The organism is Paenibacillus sp. O199, from assembly GCF_001636635.1.
Taxonomy (GTDB): Bacteria; Bacillota; Bacilli; order Paenibacillales; family Paenibacillaceae; genus Paenibacillus; species Paenibacillus marchantiae.
The window spans coordinates 393,245-413,731 of record NZ_LGRP01000002.1 but is presented as its reverse complement, the minus strand read 5'-3'; the positions used below and the strand labels follow the sequence as shown (position 1 = coordinate 413,731).

Below are 20,487 nucleotides of genomic sequence, written 5' to 3'. Positions count from 1 at the left end.
AGGCTAAGGGAACAGAGGTCTTTTGTAAAATAAGCAATCGTAATGTGTTGATTCATTTTTTGTAATCTACGAAAAAGCGTGATTCTCTGTACTTCCAACTATTCCGATGGTAATATACAACTTAAATTTCATCCTTTATCTGGAAGGAGTCACGAACATGACAACGATACAACGCTTGGATGCTGCACTTGCGGCACATATCGAGAAGGTTGAACATTATAAACAGGTACAAACCCTGCTTGCCTGGGATGCTCGCACAGGGGCACCTCGAAAGGGCGCATCCTACGCCGCACGAGCCAAAGCAACATTGGCTGGAGAACTATTCAAGTTACAGACCGATGCTGATTTCGGTTTGCGACTAGAGGAAGCAGCACAACAAGAGGACCTTGATGAGCTATCCAAGCGAATTATTGCAGAGCATTGGAAAACGTATAAACGCTGGAGTGCCATTCCGATAGAGGAATATCAGGCATTTGTACAGCAGCAAGGTTTTGCAAACGCCGCTTGGCTGGAAGCCAGGGCTGCCAATGATTTTTCCATTTTCGCTCCGCATTTGAAACAGATCTTTGATGCAAGCTTGAAGTTTGCCGGATACTGGGGATACGAGCAGCATGCATATGACCCACTCGTGCAGCAGTTTGATCCTGACCTGGATAAGGTAACGTTGGATCGCATTTTCAGTGAGCTGAAATCCGCTCTAATACCGCTGATCCGTCGTGTCACCTCTTCCGCTAAACAACCGGACACATCCATATTCAACCATCCCTTCCCAATTGAACAGCAGCGGCAGCTTGGGATCGAGCTGTTACAAGCCATTCGCTACGACTTTGATGCCGGGCAATTCGGTGCAACCGTGCACCCATTCAGTTCTGCCATCAATCCGTACGATGCACGTCTCGCAGCCAAATTTGTTGAAAATGACGTTCGCGTTTCCTTGTGGAGTGCTTTACATGAAGGAGGCCACTCGCTCTATACACAGAATATTGACCCCAACCTGATACATACTGGACTTGGGATCTTCACTTCGTACGGCATTCATGAATCCCAATCGATCTTTTTCGAGAAATTCATTGGCAGACATAAAGGCTTCTGGGAAAACAACTATTTTATTTTGCAAAAAATCAAACCTGAAACGTTTGGCCATGTGAGTTTGGATGACTTTTATTTTGCTTTAAACGCAGTAAAACCAACGTTTAACCGTTTTGAGGCCGATGAACTTACCTACAACCTGCATCTCATTATTCGGTATGAGTTGGAGCAAGCCATTATTGCTGGAGAAGTGGATTACGAAGGATTGCCTGAAGCATGGAATGATAAATATGAGGAATATCTAGGGATTCGTCCCCCGACTCATCTGGAAGGCATTTTACAGGATGGACACTGGAGCGCAGGATTTGGATTATTCCCTTCCTATACACTCGGGTTTGTCTATGCAGCACAAATACACAAAGTCATCCGCCGTGAACTTCCCGATTATGATCATTTGATTGAATCAGATCATATTGAGACAATTACCGGATGGCTAACAACTCATATTCATCAATTTGGTAAATCAAGATCGGCGGACGAGCTAATCAAGTCCATCACCGGAAAAAGTATTGATACCGCTCCATTGATTCGTTACTTAACGGATAAATACGAGCAGCTATATGAACTGTAATGATTCTGTGATTCTGCACACAACAAAAAAAGCGAGAGTAGTTCCTCGCTTTTTTGTGTATCATTTTTTAAATGGAATGTTGTATGGATTGTTGCCCCCTACCAGCTCTACCCATTTAAAATCCTTTTCTTCAAAATACGATTCACTTGCTCCGAGCTGACCAGCATCAGGATAAGGAAAACAAGTACAACCATCGGGAAAAATCCGATATTGGTTTTCGCAGCGAGAACGCCAAAAAGCGGAGGAAGCAAAGTCGTTCCTGTGTACGCCAGTGCCATTTGGTATCCCATCAATCGGGCAGAATTCGCTTTGCCGAATCGAGTTGGAGTTTCATGCAGAAGTCCGGGATAGATGGGTGCAAGCCCCAATCCAATTAGCATAAATCCAGCCAGTGCAAACGAAATCGATAATGGAAGCAATAAAATGATTCCACCCACAATGGCGGTCACTTGACCCGCCAGAATTAACACTCGATTTTTTATTTTTAACGTGATAAAGCCTGTTATCAATCTGCCTATCGTAATACCACCGTAGTATAAGGAGATCCATCCTGCAGCCGTTTCCGCCGAGATGTTTCTTGCTCCTACCAGATAGCTGGCTCCCCATAAACCGACCGTCGTCTCCACGCCACAATAAAACAGAAATGCAATCAGTGAGTTTTTGACTCCCTTAATCTTCAATACATTCCGTTCGGGTCTGTTCTCACTCTGTACTAACGTGTTGTCCGCTTGCACAAGATCTGATTCGTTGTTCATACTTGTACTCTCCCGACTTGCAGCAACACGCTTCCACAACGGCAACGTGGCAAACAAAATCAGGACGAGACAGCACTGGACGACGGCTACAGCTGTATACCCGCTTCTCCAGGAATGATGTTCCGCAATGTAATACGACATAATGATAGGCCCTGTCGTCGCGCCCACACCCCAGAAACAGTGCAGCCAGTTCATATGGTGTGCCTTGTAGTGCTCTGCTACATAATTATTCAGCGCAGCATCAACGGCTCCAGCTCCAAGACCCAGAGGAATGGCAAGAATGACGAGCCATACCAATGAAGGTGCGAAGGAAAATCCAAGGAGTGCTCCGGCAGTCAGACAACAGCTAATTAACGTAACCTTGCCTGTTCCCCATTTTTGAATAACCGTGCCACTGGCCAAGCTTGAAACGATGGTTCCCGCTGCAACAACCATTGACAGAATTCCTGCTGACCCAAACGAAGCGCCAAGTTCAGGCCACATGACGGGCCAGGCTGAACCTAGTAGGGAGTCCGGAATCCCCAGACTGATAAACGCAAGGTAGATAATGATAAGAAACCAAGTTGCCATAAATAGATCCCTTCCCTGCATATAAATTAAAAGTAAATGAAACACAATAATGCTGATTAAACTTCTTTATTTATATACTTTATAAAGTTCATTTATTATATTGCGTCAAAAATTTTTCTTTGTCAATAGATCGTATCAGCCAAATTAAAACAGCCGCCGATCTGGATGAGAAACTCCAGATCAGCGGCTGTTTTTCGGATAGGTAGCATTATTCAATGATTAATTGATTAATAGGTGACATAGCCCTCATAGGTAACAGTCCACGTATAGCCTGTCTGACCATCGACTGATTTTAATGTAAGTATTCCCCTGTACGGATCAACATTATAACTTGCTGTCACCGGGATATCACCAAGCGTTGGGAATTGAGATTTGGGTAGAATGGTCTGCCAGGTTATATACTTTTGTGCGTAAGGAACTACTTGTGTACTTTCTGGTAAACTACTTGTTGAAGTTGAAGGTACACTAGCTGCAAAAGATGTAGAGCCTAGCGTGAAACATGCAACGACAGTTAAAAGACCGACCATAAGTTTCTTTTTCATCTTCATCATCCTTTCGTTTTGGAGTACAGTTCTATCATATAAGACAGGCTTCTATTAAAATGTAATATTTGTCATATAGTGAAAATATTTGATGTAAAATGTGTGAACTATTATTTGATTTTTAAGTATATAACTTAGTTAATGTGAACACATACTGATCTTTTCTCTTCTCACATCATCCAACAACAGAAGAAAAAGGCGGCTTATCGCCGCCTCCATTTTAACGTGTCTCAACATACAGGAGCTTTAGCCGATTCAACGGGTCTTTTACCTGCCCACACGTCCTGAACGTAACGGCCCTCCGCCTGGAGCTGATTGAGCCAATCTTTTGCCTCCTGAAGGGTTGCACCTTTCGCCTTCTGGTATGCTTGCCTCAAAGTCTCTTCGACGGCGGGAGCCATTTGGCTTCCGTCACCACATACGTAGATTCTCCCTTTTTCATCAAGCAAATGGAGCAACTGCCCCCACTCCTGATTCATCAGATGCTGCACATACGTTTTGGGCTTATCCTCCACACGTGAAAAAGCTGTGTGCAGCTTGACGATGCCTGCCTGTTCGTATTGTTCAAGTTCTTGACGATATATGAAATCCGAATCATTCCTGCAACCAAAGAACAAATGTGCTTCACTCAGTGGCAATCCTCTCTCTTTTAGCACAGATCTGGCCTGGAGGAAACCTCTGAACGGTGCAACACCCGTCCCTGGACCCACCATAATAATTGGAACATCCGGCTCTTCTGACAGCTCAAATCCGGGTTCTGGCGTACGTACAAACATCGAAATACTCTCTCCCGTCTGGCAGTCTGCCAGATAGGATGAAGCCACACCACGGAATTCACCGTTGCCGCTCCAAGCAGGCTCTTTCACAACGGACACTGTGATGCTCGCCTGCTTGGCATTAAAGTGTGGAGAGCTGGATATAGAGTAATACCTGGGTTTGAGTGGAGACAGCAGTTCAAGAAATCTTTCGAACGGCAGTTCACAGGCCTCATACTTTTCCAGCAGTTCCAGCATGGTAGTTCTGTTTTCAAGTATATGTTCCCTGTAGTTGTTCTCTTCGAGCATCGCCTCCAGCTCACGCTTATGAGGTGGGCACACCGTATTGTTAGCTAACTCCCGCAGCTGCGTTCTTGTAACAGGTGCTTGCAGCTCAACACAGGAACGGAGCAATTCATTCACTTTGACAGGACGGTTCAGAGGAAGATGTGTCAACTGTGTCTCGTTCGAAGTTAATTGGATCTGAACGTCCCCTTTTAATCCGAAACGGTGCAGGATGCGATTCACGATTTCATCTGCATTTAGGGGCAATACGCCAAGATGATCGCCTTCTTTATAGGTCATGCCTTCAGGAAGCAGTATCTCAATGTGACGTGTACTCCGCCCACTATCTATGGCCTGAAGCTCTTTATTTACCACTATAGTGGCATAGCTGGCATTGTAGGTTCGTGCAAGTGGCAGATCGGCTTTCTCGCGAACAAATTCCATTTGAATTGTACTTCGTGAGGAGTGCTCCATAGATTCCTCGCTAATCCCCAACGCTTTTAACATTTGGGGCCACAACATCCGCTGCCACTCTTCCACTTGTTTCTCCATATCCCCGCCTGCATCGGCTTCTCCCCGAGGTAACAGCCTGTTGCCTCCCAAGCTCGCAAGCTTCTCATCGACCAATCGAGGAATGCTCTGGTAGGTACTGGACCAGCTCCGATCCCCGCAGCCCAGAACTGCATAGGTCACACCTTGCACCTTCTCTGACTCGGCTTCCTTTAACCACTCGATAAATGCCGCTGCATTTTGCGGAGGTTTACCATTATACGAAGCTGTCACGATGAGAACGATCCCCTCTTTGGGCAGACGGCCAATCCATTCATTCAATGTTGCGGCTTCGCTTGGAATTCCATAGGAACGAGCTTTATCTGCAAAAGCTCTGGCAATGCCTTCTGCCGTCCCCAGGTTGGAGCCGTATAGAACCAGTATGGTTGGATTGGCATTTACGGAAGTCGTCATCGATTCCTTCATAGCACTATGACCAGCTACATTTGTATGCATACCCTGATCCTGATTCGGCTTTTCATCCGAGCGAGCAACAGATGTACTCAGTTTCGGTGAAACGGTCCGTGCTCTCACCTGTATTCGAAAATCGCCTGGTTTTAACGTTAACGTTTGTTTCACATCCAACTGATAGTTGCTATAGTCTACCAGTTCAAAATGTTTAAGTACCATACCGAGTACAAGGGTTGCTTCATATAAAGCAAACTGCATGCCGATACACGCTCTCTCTCCATTGCCAAACGGTTTATACGCATGGTGAGGCACTTGAGTCGTATCTTCAAAACGTTCCGGGCGGAATAGCTCTGCATCCTCTCCCCAGGCGCCTTTGTCACGGTGAAGCTGAGGCAGAAGAATACTGCAGCTCTCCCCTTTTTTCAGTGGATATTTGCCACCTATGACGGTGTCTTCTTTGGCATAGACGTCAAATCCCGGGGCGGTTGGCCATAGACGTAGCGATTCGCTAAGAATCATGCGGATATAAGGAAGCTGAAGGATTTCTTCGTACTGTGGTGAGTCACTCACCAATACCCGGTCTACCTCATCATAGGCCTTTTGAAGTGCTTCTGGATTGTTCAGCAAAAAATAAAGGGCAAATGATAACAAACCACTCGTCGTTTCATGTCCGGCAATGAGGAACGTAATAATCTGATACCGAATGTTCTCATCGTCCAGCGCTTCTCCGGTTGCCGGATCTTTGCCATTCAGCATACGAGCGAGCAAGTCAACCTCTTCAGGAGCAGCACTTGCTTTACGTTCCTCAATAATCTGATCAACTAATGAGAACATCGTTTGGATGTCTTCCTCGAACTGTCGTTTGGTTTTCACCATCAGCAGATTTTGGATTTTCAAACGCGAGCTTTTCTGCATAGCTTCATTTAATGCACGGACCATACTTTCGATAAAAGGACTGTGGTCCTGTCTGTAAAAGCTGTTAAATCGATAATTGAAACCGCATAGTCCAATAGTATCCAACGTAAGTCGTGTCATGTCGTCTGCTACATCAATGGTGTCGTTGGAATTCAAACGTGCCCATTTGTTTATCAATTGTTCGGCTATGTCGACCATCATCGGATGATAACCCTTCATCGCCTGTTTACTAAAGGTGGGAAGCAAAATATTATGTGCCTTTTTCCAGTTCGGCTCGGATGTTCTGCTTGTAAATAAACCATCACCTCCAAAGGCACGTACATTTTCGAGTTCATTGTATACAAATTTATCAAAACGAGACACGTCACATAACTCAGCCACCAAATCTGGGCCAGATACAATCAATCCGGAATAACCAGGAACGGTCAGTCGATATATCGGTCCATATTCCTCAGCAAGCTGTCCAAGGGACAATGTTGGTTTCTCTTTATCAATCAAGGGCAGATTCCCGAGCGGTCCGTACATTTTGGGCTGTGGAACGTTAGTTGCAATGCTCATTTTAAACACCCTCTCCCAGAGTTTAAAATGATAGTAATATCTATCATTTGATAAAACTATAAACCATTAACGGATGAAAATCAAATATTGGGCTTATGCCAATAACGGACGGAACTAGTCCAACTTAGTGACAGAGAAGACCTAGTAAAAGATCTACTAAACACAAAAAAGGAATCGCGTTTGCAATCCCCTTTTTGATCTGATCTATTTTGTTGACTTATCGTTTGTGCAAAGTACTGGACAAGAAACCGTACATCGTTATTCTACGGGTTTAAATGTTTACCGCGCTCATCCCAAGCTTCCATATTAAGCTCACTGTTAATCGTTACAGCGGTTAATGCACCAAGGGATGCCGCAGTAATGGCCTGGTACAACTCCGATGCTGCATCTCCAGCGCTGAACACACCCGTTACGGTCGTTTTGCCGAAATCATCTACAACGACCGTACCCGCATCCGTAACCTCACAGCCTATCGTCTGCGGAAGTTCTGATCCAGCCGTTAGTTTCGGTCCAAAGAAAATCCCTGTGCACGAGATTTCGGTACCATCTTCTAACACCACTTGCTGCACCATGCCATCGCTTGATTCAATGGATTGAATTGGAGAGTCCCATACCGGAACTCCATGCTGCTTCAATTCCTCCCGCTGCTCATCCGTTAATTCATCCGGTCCATTCGTACAAATGGTAAACTGGCTTGTCCAGCCGGAAATGGTCTTGGCCATATGAACTGCCTTCGCTCCATTCACAATGATGACAAGCCGTTGATCTCTTAATTCCCAACCATCGCAGTAAGGGCAGACAAAAGCACTCTTGCCATATACCTCTTTCAACCCGTTAATATCCAGTGGAAGATCTTTTTTCCCGACTGCAAACAAAATTTTCTTCGTGCGATAGACGACTCCTTGGGCCGTTGTAACTTGAAAATCACCATCTGTTCCTGTCACTGAAGTCGCTGTGTCCCCTACAAAATGAACAGACGGGTAAGCGCTAATCTGTTCTTTCGCAACCTTCCGAAATTCACGTGGACTTGCTCCATCTCTCGTCAGAAAACCGTGCGTTTCACGCGTAACCCAATTGCGCGGGCGTTCATCATCTATGACCACAACATGTTTGCGAGCTCGTCCTAGTACAAGTGCAGCATTAAGACCCGCTGGTCCTCCGCCTATAATTAATACATCCATCTTTTGATCCATATTTAACACCCTTTCCAGATATTCAATGTCCTTTATTGTTACAAAAAAAAGCCTATACTGATTATACCTTGCCGCTTGCAGCTATTCTCTAATAGCAAAAAACGTAAGAGGAAATCACTCGATACCTTTAAAGATCTCTTATGTCTACAATAAACAAAACAAACTCAACATGCAAGAAAAATATTCTTTTCTTGTTATCGCTGCTATTTGGTTTCAATGACCTGTATCACAGAAAATCATTTTTAACAATTAAAAAAAACCGTGTTTTTAAATTGTTCACAATCAAATGACATTATTTTAAAACCTAAATCGTTAATTAATTCACATAGTGTATTGGATGCTATAATAAGACCACGAGATATATAAGAATAGATATAGGAAGTGAGTTCTTGAAAACATTGAATAAAGGGTCACGGCCCGAAATCAGCCTGGAGTATACTAGCTCGATTCCGAAAGTATTCTTTGATACGATCAAGATCGGAATTATCAAATCCAATCTGATCGCCATGTTTGCCGGTTTAAGTTTGGCTTTGTATGTATTTGATGCATCCATTTTAGCTAATATTGTACCCATTATCCTCTCTGTCATCGGGTCTTCCCTGATTATCGGAGCGGCCGGGGTGTTTAACAATTTATATGATCGGGATATTGATGCGATCATGGAACGCACCAAAACACGTCCGACGGTAACAGGTCGTGTAGATACCAAAACAGGTTTAATCCTCGGTATTGCCATTACGATTATCGGGGGCATCATGTTGTATATCGCTTCCCCTTCGGCTGCCGTATTCGGCATATTGGGACTGTTGTTGTACGTGTTCCCTTATACGATGTGGACCAAGCGGACAACGGTATACAATACGGAAGTAGGAAGTCTTTCAGGCGCTGTTCCTCCACTCATTGGTTGGGCAGCCATTTCGCCAGAACTGGGTCATTATGAAATTTGGGCTTTGGTTGTTACCATGCTGTTGTGGCAGATGCCTCACTTCTATGGCATTGCCATCCGGAGATTTGACGAATACAAAGCGGCTGGCGTTCCCATGCTTCCTGTTGTAAAAGGAATCAGACGGACATACATCCAGACGAATGTTTATCTGGTATTGTTGTTATTCTCCAGCTTCTTGTTCTGGCCGCTGAGTCCGTTCATTGCCATTGTTGCGTTTCTGGTAAGCTTGGCGTGGCTTATTCTTAGTGTGGCAACTTTCGATAAGAAAGAAACCAAGAAATGGTCACATAAAATGTTTATTTTCTCCATTAACCACATCACGATTATCTTCCTGGTTATCATTGCGTATTCATTGATTGCACAGCTGATCAAATAAAGATTGACCCAATGAGGAATAATAAAGCCGTACAGATCTTAACTCTTTCAAAAAGAGTTGTCTGTACGGCTTTTTTCATTTTTATATATCGTATATCTTATCTTATCCCACTTTAACCGGTGTTTGCTCACCTTGCCATAGTAATTGCATCTCTTCATTTGTAGCAAGCAAATCTGATAAGCTGCCCTCGGCCTCAATTCGTCCATCCTTCATGACGATGATATGATCTGCCTTCGCAAGTGCTGCTCTGCGGTGAGACACCGCAATACATGTAACATCCGGCTCCTGGAACAAACCTTCCCAGACCTGTTGCTCGGTTTCCACATCCAGTGCACTGGACAGATCATCGAAGATGAACAAGTCCGCTTCCGTCATCAGCATGCGCCCAGTTGCTGCGCGCTGGATCTGACCACCAGACAACATGACACCTCTTGGACCTACGGATGTTTCGAGTCCTTGATCCAGGTTTTGAATATCCTTATCCATTACAGCCAATCGTATGGCTTTTGCAAGTGCGACTTCCGTACGGCCCTGTTTGCCCTGAACAATATTCTCTTTCAGCGTATCACTGAACAGTCGAGGTACTTGCGGCGTATATGCTGCTCTGGGCGGCATCAGGAAGGTAGCGGGATCTACATCTTTACCATTCCAGCGAATCGTGCCCTCTTGTTTGGGCAGCAGTCCCAGAAGTGTGCGGACCAGAGTCGATTTGCCAGAACCGATCCGTCCAGTGATGACCAGAAATTGTCCCCGCTTCACACGGAAGCTGATATCCTGTATTCCATTTGCAGAATGTGGATATTGGTACGCCAGATTGCTGATCTCCAGCTCTCTTAGCTTCTCTTTGGGATCTCTCTGTTCATTAGGAAGCTCAGGCGGATCTTCATTCAGATAAGTCTCTCTGAAATCCATGATCCGGTCTTCCTCACCAGGACGAAACAGGGTTCTCATCCGGTCAAATGATACTTTGAGCCGTTTATGCTGAAATACCATATAGCCAAACAATGAGATACTAAAGCCAATATTCGCTAGATAACTGGTGAACAAGGCAAAATTACCTACGGTGAAATTTCCAGATTTCATCTCAGCTGCACACATCAGGAGAATGAGACCTGTACAGATACTGAGCACATGCTGATTAAGTGATCTCATCCACTGCTTGAACAGATTATCCCGGAGTGCGGCTTGACGACGTTCTTCATTGAGTTTGTTAAAACGAGTAGAGACATGCTCTTCTGCCTGCCCAAGTTTCAGTGCCTGCACCGCTCCAAAGGTTTCGGCAATGAAACTGGTAATTCTCCCTGTCGACTCACGATTGACCTGAGCATATCGACGAGCCCGATTACCTGACAAGTTATTCAGCAACGTCACGACTACTAGGGGCAATACTGCAACTAGAGTGATTTTCCAGTTAATGTTCGCCATGATGACGATGGATACGATAGCGAACACAAGCCTTCCCCAAAAATCCACCCAGGATTCTACGTACTCAACCACTTCATCTACATCATCCCGAAAGCGACTCATCGCCTCCCCCGGTGAAGCTGGCAGATTACGTCCTGGCCAGCGCATAATCCCAGCGAGCATGTTGGTACGCAGAATGGCCTGAATATGGTAGATATACGTGATCCATGCATAGAATGCGGCAAAAAACGTGCCTACTCTTACCGCTCTGATCAAAGCAATGAAGATCAGCGGAGCAGCCAGCCACATATAATCACTGGAACCCGCCGTTGCCCGGTCAAAGAACCATTGCATGCCGATCCCTATTGCCAGCGGCAAAGAATGAAAGATGCACCATGACAATCCGTTAATCAAAAATAGAAAAGGCCTGAATCGAAACAAACGGCCTATAAATCCTGTTACATTCACGCCAATTCCTCCTCTCGCCCTGTAATCAGCAATCTGGCATAATGTGAAGCCGGATCGCTGGCGAGTGCTTTTCTGGCTCCGAATTCCAGTACCTTGCCATCACCCAGTACCATAATCTGATCGACCTTCTCTAAAGTAGCCAGGCGATGCGCAATAATAATTCCCGTACATTGCTTCATCAACTGATCGATGGCAGACTGAAGCATGCTCTCTGTAGCGGCATCCAGCCGTGAGGAAGGCTCATCAAGAATAACCAGGCTAGGTTCAGTCAGAAATACTCGCGTCAAAGCAAACAATTGAGCTTCCCCAGCGGACAATGAAGAACCACCTGCCTTCAGATGTGTATCCAACCCTGCCGGTTGTGATTCAATCCAATGACTTAATCCTAGTCGATCCGTTGTCTCCTTAATGATCTGATCCGAGACATCCTGGTTGAACAGCGTTAAATTATCTCGCAACGTACCGTCGAACAGCTGTACATCCTGCGTAACCATACCAACCCTGCGGTAGAGTGCAGGTAAGGTAAGCTCTGTAATATCTTTGCCACCCACACGAATTGTTCCGCTATCCAGATTGTACAAGCGTAGAAGTACCCGACTGAGACTTGATTTTCCGCTACCAGTACGACCGATGATGCCCAGCCGTTCGCCAGGTTTAATGGCAAAGTTAATATTCTGCAATACAGGTTTATCCTCGTTATAACTGAAGTTCACCTGCTTGAATTCCAGACCAAGCGGCCCTTCTGGCAGCTGATCCTCTCTTCCGTTTTCGATCTCACTGCGCAAAGACAACAATTCTCTCGAACGAAGCATACCTGATTTCGCCTTCTGAAACTCTTGAACCTGATCACCCAACATCTCAATCGGATCATTAAGCATCTGTGTGTATTGATATATCAGAAACAGCGTTCCGATGCTGATGATGCCTTGCATGTAGTAATGAACACCGAGCAGAAGTACTGCCGTGACTGCAAGGGCGAACAGAATGACCGTCGTATTCCACGGAATAACCCGAAGTAGCCAGGCTTTTCTTCCTTTTTGAAATACAACACGCATCGTCCGATAAAAACGATTCATCACATACGGGACATGCCCGTTCGCTTGAACATCTTCAATTCCCGCAATACGCTCTTCAATTAATCCGAACAAGGATGCACTCGCTTCCCGCTCATTTTTGGAAGAGTTTACTCCCAAATTCCGAATGAACACCATAAACAGAATCGATAATAATGTAAACACCGTCATGACGATCGCAATCGGTACGTTTACGCTGAACATAAATCCGAGGATTCCGGCAAGCAAGACAAAGCTCCCAACCACTTGCACAATGAACATCGCGAAGAAGTTGGAGATACTCGTCACATCACCATCCACCCGTTCAATCATCTCTCCCGGTGTCTTAACATTATGAAACCGCATATCCAGACGCAGACAATGCTTCAGGAGATCTCCCCGTAATCGGTTCGTTGCCCGCCAGGCCACATCGTTACCCAGATAACTTACGGCTACTGTAATCAGTTGATTTACAACGGCAACAACCAGAAACAATCCGGCAAGCTGGAACAGGTTAGAAAGGACTCCCCCACTTGCGGCCGTATCAATGAATCGTTTGATAATTTGTGGATTCAGGAGCTGCAGTCCCGTTGACGTCAGCAACATCACCATAAGCAAGGCCAATCGTCCTTTGACTGGTTTTAGATATTGTAGCAGCCAGGACATGGAGCGTTTCTCTGTTTTGGGCATAGCCCCTCACCCCTTCGTATAACATTTCTATTTTATTTTGTGATTCAAAGCATTTTAGTTCCTCGCTAAGATGAATCATACATAATAACAATAAATGCAACATTTCCAACCCGTGGATGAATCTTACCAAGTGTGTTTACCATTTAACATTCTCCCAATCCCTCTGGCATTCTTCCCGAAATCTTTGCACCCATTGTTCAGAAATCTCGTCTGCGATCGGGTCAAAGAAAGGGGGCGATACGGCAACACCGGCAGATTGAACATCCAAAAACTCTAGCACTTTCAGGACGGTCCCTTCGTAATCTGCTATAAAATCCTCATAAACAATCGTCAGCGGCACAATACCTGACTCGGACAAGAAATCTTCAATTGCTGCTTCGCACATGTTACTCTCCACAAGCAGATGTTTAATCACATCAAAGTTATATTGATCTGCAATATCTTGTAACTGAGGACTGTCCCCATGCTTGCGGTGCCATTCACCCGAGACGATGGCTCTCCACCAAGACACAGCCAATCTGACTTTGTTGCGACGCGTCATGTAAATATGCTTGGTGCAATTAGGGAAACCCGTACTCCATACCTCCGCCCGCGATAACGCTGTTGGCAGACTATAGAGACTGCGGAATACGTCAATCCATCGTTGTTCAAAATTAATTTTGATTCCGAATACTCCGTTCGACGTTGTTCCCTGATCCCAGATCTGCTCCAGATCTTCACGCTTTAATGTGTCTGGGCTCTTATGCTGATAATGCAGCCACTCCCTCGGATATCCTGCCACCCCCGTAGAACTTAATGCTTCACCCAGCAGAGTACTGCCGGTTCGTTGGGAAAACCAAATGGTATAACTTTGAGTAGGTTGTTTCATATCGCTGCCTCTCTTTCTCCCCTTAGGGGTAGTTTCATACCAAAAAGCACTACAAAATCTCCCTTCTATGTGCAATAAATTGGGTGGAATGCATGCAAAAAAGCCATAGATGAACTAATGTTCATCTACAGCTCGTAACAATAAGAGAATCATATGAAATAAGAAGCGTTTCCGGATTTCTCCTCTGCACGCAATAATGATGAGCGTCCACGACAGGGGTGCACAAACATGACTGTCCAAACGCCAACACCAAAAACATTGGTTAAGTCACTTGCTCATGCGTATTCAGTTATCGATTTAGAATTCGCCCTGTCTGGAACATGTTCATCTTAACCACCCGTCACACATATTTGTTGTTTATTGTATTCGCTCCACCGTAATCCGTCAAGATAATATTAACTCAGTTGTTATTTTCTTCATATCACTGAACATCATATGCTGTGATTTCAACGATCATAACCCAAATAGGGAATTTCTCTGAGATTAAACATTAACCTCCCTCTCCCTGACGACAAGGCGTTTATGCGCTACGATAAGAAAAGGCAGTCCAAGTGCAGTGGTCAGTGCCAGCGGTACAAAAACGAACAGGCCATTCCCCGTCCCATATTGAGTTAATAGGAGCCCTCCAAGAATCGGTGCCATGACGCTTCCCAAGTTGTTGAATCCAATTGTGCCAAAGTAGGTCCCTTTCCATTCAGGTTTGGCAATACGGTCAATCAGCACATCCATCATGGTGAACATGAGCACTTCCCCAATGGTGAACAGAATGACACTAATCATCAGCAGCATAACGCCTTCAGCTATGCCAAACAGGAACAAGCTTGTTGCGACCAGCACGTTTCCAAGAATGAGGGGCACAACCGGCGGGAATTTGCTGGCTACCCGCACAATCGGGAATTGGATTACAAGCACAGTCAACGCATTGAGTGAAAGCATATAGGAAAACACTTGACTTCCATGTTCAAAAAGAGGATTCTGGGCCACATACTGAGCCAGGGTCGAGCTAAAATGCCCATACCCGAGCACGCAAAACGTAGTCCCGATAAGTACTGGCAAAAATACACGGTCGCGTCCCGTAGTAGCGAGTGCATCTCGTAAACGAGGTGCACTGACCTGAACATGTTCCGGCAGATTTGCGCGTTGCAATCGAAATTGCAGGAACAAAACGAGGCCGTAAACGATGTATACCAACCCGGAGATCATAAACGGAAACGTAGACTCCGCTGATCCAAGCTGAAGACCGATAATCGGTCCAAACACAACCCCCAGATTAATGGCTGCATATCTGAGGTTGAAGACAAGCAGTTTATTTTGCGGTGGAGTAATATCCGATAGAAGTGCACGTGACGTGGGCTCAAACACGGCGCGGCATAATCCGTTTAACGTATTGGCTACAAAAAATACCCACAGATGCTCAGCTGCTGAAAAGATGAAGAAAACACAGGCCCAGCCAAATACGGAGACCATCATGACCACTTTGCGGCCGATTCGATCCGAAATATAACCTCCATAAAAGCTGACCATGACCCCCGCCAGAGAACTGACCGCGACGGTAATTCCAGTCTGTGTGGGTGTAGCTCCCAGTACCTGAGTCAGATAAATGGATAAAAACGGGATGCTCATGGACGTAACAAGACGTCCAAACATCGTTCCAACAATAATTGTCCAAGCTAAAGGGTGAATTTGACGTAAATGTTGCTTCATGCGTATGGTTCTCCTGTTCTAGATGTTTTTGTCTCAGATGGGCTACCTTTGCCCTATCCCTTTATGTATAATTGTATGGATAAAAGGGGGAAATAAAAGTGTAAGAAAACGTGAGCACATTTCACCCTTTAAGAAGGAGCACTTCATATGGATACAGCAACAACCCATTATCTGCGTCTTGCCACAGCAAAAGAACTTTCTCTTAAATTTCATGAAGCGGTTCCGGTAACGATTGAGAGCCTTTCTGCTGCCCTATGCTGTACTCCACGCAACGTGAAGTTTATTCTGCGCAAGCTGGAGGAACAAGGCTTTATACACTGGCAGCCCGGGCGTGGCCGGGGTCATCATTCTGAGATGACATTGCTGCGCAGTGTGAATGAGGCGCTCGAGGAGAGTTTTTTGGAGCTCATGGGCAGAGGCAAAATGAAGGAAGCGATCGAGTTGATCGGCAGCACAGAGAAGAATGATGCTCTCCGGGAGCGACTGCTGAATTCGTTAAATAAACAGATGGGATTCCACAGTCATGCCGAGAGCTCTTCCGGTCAGGACGTGCTTCGCATGGTGAGGTCACGAAGGTTGGCAGAGCTGGACCCTGCTTTTGTGTATACTGCTTTTGAAACCTATCTGCTTGGGCAGGTATGCAGCACGCTAATCACCTATGACGCCAAAACAGGAACCTTCCTGCCGGATCTGGCGCATATGTGGGAGTACAACGAGGATCAAAGAGTTTGGATTTTCTATCTGCGCAAAGGTGTGCGATTCCACCATGGTCGGGTAATGACATCCCGAGATGTCCAAGCTACATTAGAGCGCTTGCGCACTGTAGACAGTCCATTCATTTGGCTGTACCGGGATATTGAGCGTACCGAAGTTGTCGGGGATTACTGCATTCGTTTTTATCTAAGTCGGCCTAATCGCTTCTTTCTGCACTTGCTTAGTTGTGTCTCCATGACGATTCTCCCCTATGATGTCGATGTAACCCAACAATTAATCGGTACCGGACCTTTTCGGATCAATGAAATAAATGAAACGGTGTTGATCATAAGCGCATTCGATGCCTATTATGGAATCCGTCCTCATCTGGATCGAGTAGATATCTGGTTTGTGCCCAATCTGGGTCCTTATGAACGTCATTATGAGTTACCAGGAACAGACCGACTTAAATTGGCTACAGACGATACGGGGAGCAACAGTGTTGATTATCCAGCAACAGGATGCCGATATATGCTGATTAATTTTCGTAAAGCCGGTATTCACCATCAACTGGAATTTCGGCAAGCCATGCGCATTGTTTTCGATCCAGTCGCTTTGGTGAGGGAACTTGGCAGCAATCGAATTACACCGGCAAACAGCTTTCTTCCCTGGAAAAGCGCAGAGCATGCTTGGCGCGAGTCTTCACTTGAGGATGCCCGTGAGCTCCTGCACAGCAGCGGATACCAGGGAGAAAAGATCATACTTGCTTATACTGTAGCTAAAGATCAAAAAGAAGCAGAATGGCTTAAACAACGCGGAGCCAGCATCGGTTTATGTATTGAGTTGCAACCCTTCGTTGAATTTCCCAATGTGAGAGAAACAAGCGAAGCCGACTTGATTATCGCAGAAGAAGTTTTGGAAGATGACTGGCAATTTGGCATGATTAATTTTTTCATCAACAAACGTAACTATTTTCATATTTGTTTATCACCCGATTTACAGTCCATATTTTATCGAAAGATGGAGAATTTCCTTCAGCAGAATGAAGAGCAAAGGTCTGTGATGCTCAATGAAGCCGAGGATTTGCTTCGCGATAACTGCTGGATATTGTACGGCTGCCACATGAATAAAAAAGCCCTGCTTAATCAAAGTCTCTTTGGCCTTCATACCGCTGAGTTTGGGTTTATGGATATCTCCAAACTATGGATCAAAAATCAGTAATTTAGTCATTCCCGGAATGGGACAATAGCAAAAAGGCCGTTAACTTATCCATGGATAAGTTAGCGGCTCCATTGCCAATCAAGAATCCGTTCCTACGGAATGTTGAATTCAATTGTAAGTAGTGGGATATTTCTTTATTTTGTAGAATTCCTCCATCACTTGCATAATGGATTCACTTTTAATTGGTTTGCTTACATACGCATCCATTCCAGCCTTCAGACATTTGTCCATATCCCCACGAACTGCGTTCGCAGTAACCGCAACAATATAAGGGCATGCCTCTGGCCGCATTAATTCCTTAATGGCTTTGGTCGCTTCGAATCCATTCAGTCGAGGCATGTGCACATCCATAAACACAATATCGTACGCACTTCGTTTGACAGCTTCCACTGCCTCTATTCCATTCACTACATAATCGACAAGATGTCCCTTCTTCTCAATCATCCGACGCAGAACAAGCTGGTTCACCTCATTGTCCTCGGCAATTAGAATTCGAAGTTGATCTGTTTTATTCTTTTTCTGTTGTAAATCGTATCTGTTGAATTCCTCCATGTTGCTGGCTTTAAACGACACCGTAAACATAAATGTAGTCCCCGGATCGTCGGACTCTTCAATCCAGATATCACCGTGCATGAGCTCTACAAGCTTCTTGCTGATGGCCAGTCCAAGTCCAGTACCTTGAGGCTTGCGCGTCATGAAATTCTCCAATTGGTAGAAGGCTTCGAATAAATGCTTTCTTTTCTCCACTGGAATTCCAATCCCTGTATCCTTCACCTTGAACTGAAATTGAACGTCATTGTATTCTTGTCCGGTAACCTTCACCTCGATCTCAATACTGCCTTCCGGGGTGAACTTTACTGCATTACCAATAATGTTGGTTAGGACCTGTTTTAGACGGTAAGCATCTCCGAACAAAGGAACAGGAATGGCTTCATCCAGGCTTAAACGAAGATCCAACTGTTTCTCCCGAATCATTGGCGTTACGATATTAACCGTCTCTGTCACAATTTCCTTAAGATCAAAGGGCTCATCCACCAGATCGGTTTTACCCGACTCTATTTTGGAAAAGTCCAGAATATCATTGATAATCGCAAGCAACGAATCCCCACTTTTTTGGATGATTTCAATGTATTCCTTTTGTTCTCCGCTAAGACCAGGCGTATCCAGAAGCAAATCCGTCATCCCAATCACGCCGTTCATAGGTGTACGGATCTCATGGCTCATCATCGCCAAAAACTCACTTTTGGCCTTATTCATTCGTTCGGCAGTCTCTTTGGCTACAAGAAGCTTTTTCTGTTCTGTTATATCTTTGGCAATCAGGTAGAACCCTACGTTTTTCTCATTAATAATGATTGGCGCAAGCGTTGCCAAAACTTCTGTCTCAGAACCATTTACGTGCTGAACGGCATTGATTTCTTTTTCAGCCATCTCATACTGGCTATTGAGAATAAGTCCGAGATGATACGGTCCGATAAACCGACAGATACTTGTTCCAATCATTTCCACAACCGGGCATCCAGTCATTTTCATAGCTACCGGGTTGGCATTTATGATATTGCCGTCCATATCAAAAGAAATGATGGCATCATGATTATATTTTTTGAGTGAAGTATAACGTTCCACCGATTCCTGAAGTTTAAATTCGACGAGTTTACGCTCCGTAATATCCTGCAAAGTTCCGTTCAGCTGAATCGGTTGTTGATGCTCATCAAAAGTAACTAACCCTCGCAGATGAATATACTTTTCTTTACCAGCTGAGCCCAAATGCCGATATTCAAAATCAAGCGGTTGGCCTGTTTTCACCCATTCAATACAGTCCTTCAACCGCTGCTCCTCCGCCTGTTCCATGAATGCAAAAATATCGCTAGCCATATACTGCTTGTTGTTATCAATTTCAAACATCTCGTATATCTGATCGGACATGGAAACATGGCCACTCAGCATGTTCCACTCCCAACTGCCGATCATGGCTATCCGTTCAGCCTCTGCACTAATTTCCTCATGTTTCTTTCTCTCCGATATATCGCGACCAATGGCAAGGATTTGTTGTTCTTGCCCAGGCTCCCCGATAACCTTATAGGTGGTCTCAAACCAAAGAGAATGCCCATCTTTATGGCGAGCCTGCAGATTCAACATATGACCTGTGCTCAAATCGATTTGCGAGACACGTTCCAGGTCCTGCGAGTGGAAAACAGCGGTATTGTTCTTGCCCACCACCTCTTCTGGTGAATAACCAAGCAGATTATAAATGGAAGGAGAACAATAGCGACAAATCCCGTCAATGGTCGCAATATAGATGATTTCTTGTGCATTATCAGAAATGAGTTTGAACATTTCTTCCGTTTGAAGCAGTTTTAGTTCGGTTGTTTTATGATCCGTAATATCTACAACGTGGCAAATAAAATACAACGGTTCACCGCTGACCTCGTTTCGAGCCAATGATATATGCAGTGATATCCATAAAATATCTCCATTTTTCTGAATATAACGCTTTTCGTATTTGTACTCACTCAATTTACCTTCACACAGTTCGCGCTCGTACATCAGATCCTGTGCTAAATCATCGGGATGGGTGATCTCCTGGTAATGAAGATGGATTAATTCTTGAGCTGTATAACCCAGCATACTGCAAAAAGCAGGATTCACTTTCATCCACTGTCCTGTTGGAGCAACAAGTGCAATCCCAATAGGTGCTTGATTATAAATCTGCTCAAACAATTCGTGATGATCGACCTTTTGAACCTGCATCTTAAGCTCTCCTTTTGGTGTATAAACACAATATTTGCTTAATACCCGAATTTTTAATTGTTGAAACATCTCATTTTCTAAACGTTTGTGTCATTAAAGCAGAATAGACCTGGATTCTATTCGC

The 20,487-nt window shown here is 44.8% G+C and carries 12 protein-coding genes; 3 read left to right on the top strand and 9 right to left on the bottom strand.

The window, feature by feature from the left end:
- Positions 1–157: 157 nt before the first annotated feature.
- Positions 158–1,660: a carboxypeptidase M32 gene (locus tag A6049_RS05005; RefSeq protein WP_063563550.1), complete on the top strand. Its 1,503-nt coding sequence runs from the start codon at positions 158–160 to the stop codon at positions 1,658–1,660.
- Between the two features lie 107 nt (positions 1,661–1,767).
- Here A6049_RS05005 and A6049_RS05000 read toward each other — a convergent pair whose 3' ends face one another.
- From A6049_RS05000 to A6049_RS04985, 4 genes are all read right to left on the bottom strand, one after another.
- A complete protein-coding gene (locus A6049_RS05000; protein ID WP_063563549.1) occupies positions 1,768–2,985 on the bottom strand; it encodes an MFS transporter in 1,218 nt (405 codons plus the stop codon).
- Between the two features lie 227 nt (positions 2,986–3,212).
- Complete coding sequence (locus A6049_RS04995) at positions 3,213–3,527, bottom strand: hypothetical protein (protein WP_063563548.1); 315 nt, start codon at positions 3,525–3,527, stop codon at positions 3,213–3,215.
- A gap of 230 nt (positions 3,528–3,757) precedes the next feature.
- The gene (locus A6049_RS04990; protein ID WP_063563547.1) at positions 3,758–7,000 is read right to left on the bottom strand and encodes a bifunctional cytochrome P450/NADPH--P450 reductase; all 3,243 of its coding nucleotides are present in this window, start codon (positions 6,998–7,000) and stop codon (positions 3,758–3,760) included.
- A gap of 263 nt (positions 7,001–7,263) precedes the next feature.
- On the bottom strand, positions 7,264–8,193 hold the full coding sequence (locus A6049_RS04985; protein ID WP_063563546.1) for an NAD(P)/FAD-dependent oxidoreductase: 930 nt from the start codon (positions 8,191–8,193) through the stop codon (positions 7,264–7,266).
- Between the two features lie 398 nt (positions 8,194–8,591).
- On the opposite strand from A6049_RS04985, the gene cyoE reads away from it, so the two are divergent.
- Positions 8,592–9,515: a heme o synthase gene (cyoE, locus tag A6049_RS04980; protein WP_371121420.1), complete on the top strand. Its 924-nt coding sequence runs from the start codon at positions 8,592–8,594 to the stop codon at positions 9,513–9,515.
- A gap of 102 nt (positions 9,516–9,617) precedes the next feature.
- Here the strand turns inward: cyoE and A6049_RS04975 are convergent, their stop codons facing one another.
- The 4 genes from A6049_RS04975 to A6049_RS04960 all read right to left on the bottom strand — a co-directional run bounded on the left by A6049_RS04975 (position 9,618) and on the right by A6049_RS04960 (position 15,701).
- Positions 9,618–11,387 (bottom strand): ABC transporter ATP-binding protein, encoded by a 1,770-nt coding sequence (locus A6049_RS04975; RefSeq protein ID WP_063563544.1) that lies wholly within the window; start codon positions 11,385–11,387, stop codon positions 9,618–9,620.
- Positions 11,384–13,129, bottom strand: coding sequence for an ABC transporter ATP-binding protein (locus A6049_RS04970; RefSeq protein WP_063563543.1), 1,746 nt, complete (start codon positions 13,127–13,129; stop codon positions 11,384–11,386). Before A6049_RS04970 ends, A6049_RS04975 begins: the two co-directional genes overlap by 4 nt.
- Positions 13,130–13,265: 136 nt before the next feature.
- A complete protein-coding gene (locus A6049_RS04965) occupies positions 13,266–13,997 on the bottom strand; it encodes a Stf0 family sulfotransferase (RefSeq protein WP_063563542.1) in 732 nt (243 codons plus the stop codon).
- A gap of 483 nt (positions 13,998–14,480) precedes the next feature.
- Positions 14,481–15,701 carry an MDR family MFS transporter gene (locus tag A6049_RS04960; protein WP_063563541.1) on the bottom strand — a complete coding sequence of 407 codons (1,221 nt, stop codon included), beginning with the start codon at positions 15,699–15,701 and terminating at the stop codon, positions 14,481–14,483.
- A 147-nt stretch (positions 15,702–15,848) separates the two neighbouring features.
- Between A6049_RS04960 and A6049_RS04955 the strand changes: the two genes are divergently transcribed.
- On the top strand, positions 15,849–17,615 hold the full coding sequence (locus A6049_RS04955) for an ABC transporter substrate-binding protein (RefSeq protein ID WP_063563540.1): 1,767 nt from the start codon (positions 15,849–15,851) through the stop codon (positions 17,613–17,615).
- Positions 17,616–17,723: 108 nt separating this feature from the next.
- On the opposite strand, the gene A6049_RS04950 is transcribed toward A6049_RS04955, so the two are convergent.
- Positions 17,724–20,363, bottom strand: coding sequence for a PAS domain S-box protein (locus A6049_RS04950; protein WP_063563539.1), 2,640 nt, complete (start codon positions 20,361–20,363; stop codon positions 17,724–17,726).
- Between the last annotated feature and the right edge of the window lie 124 nt (positions 20,364–20,487).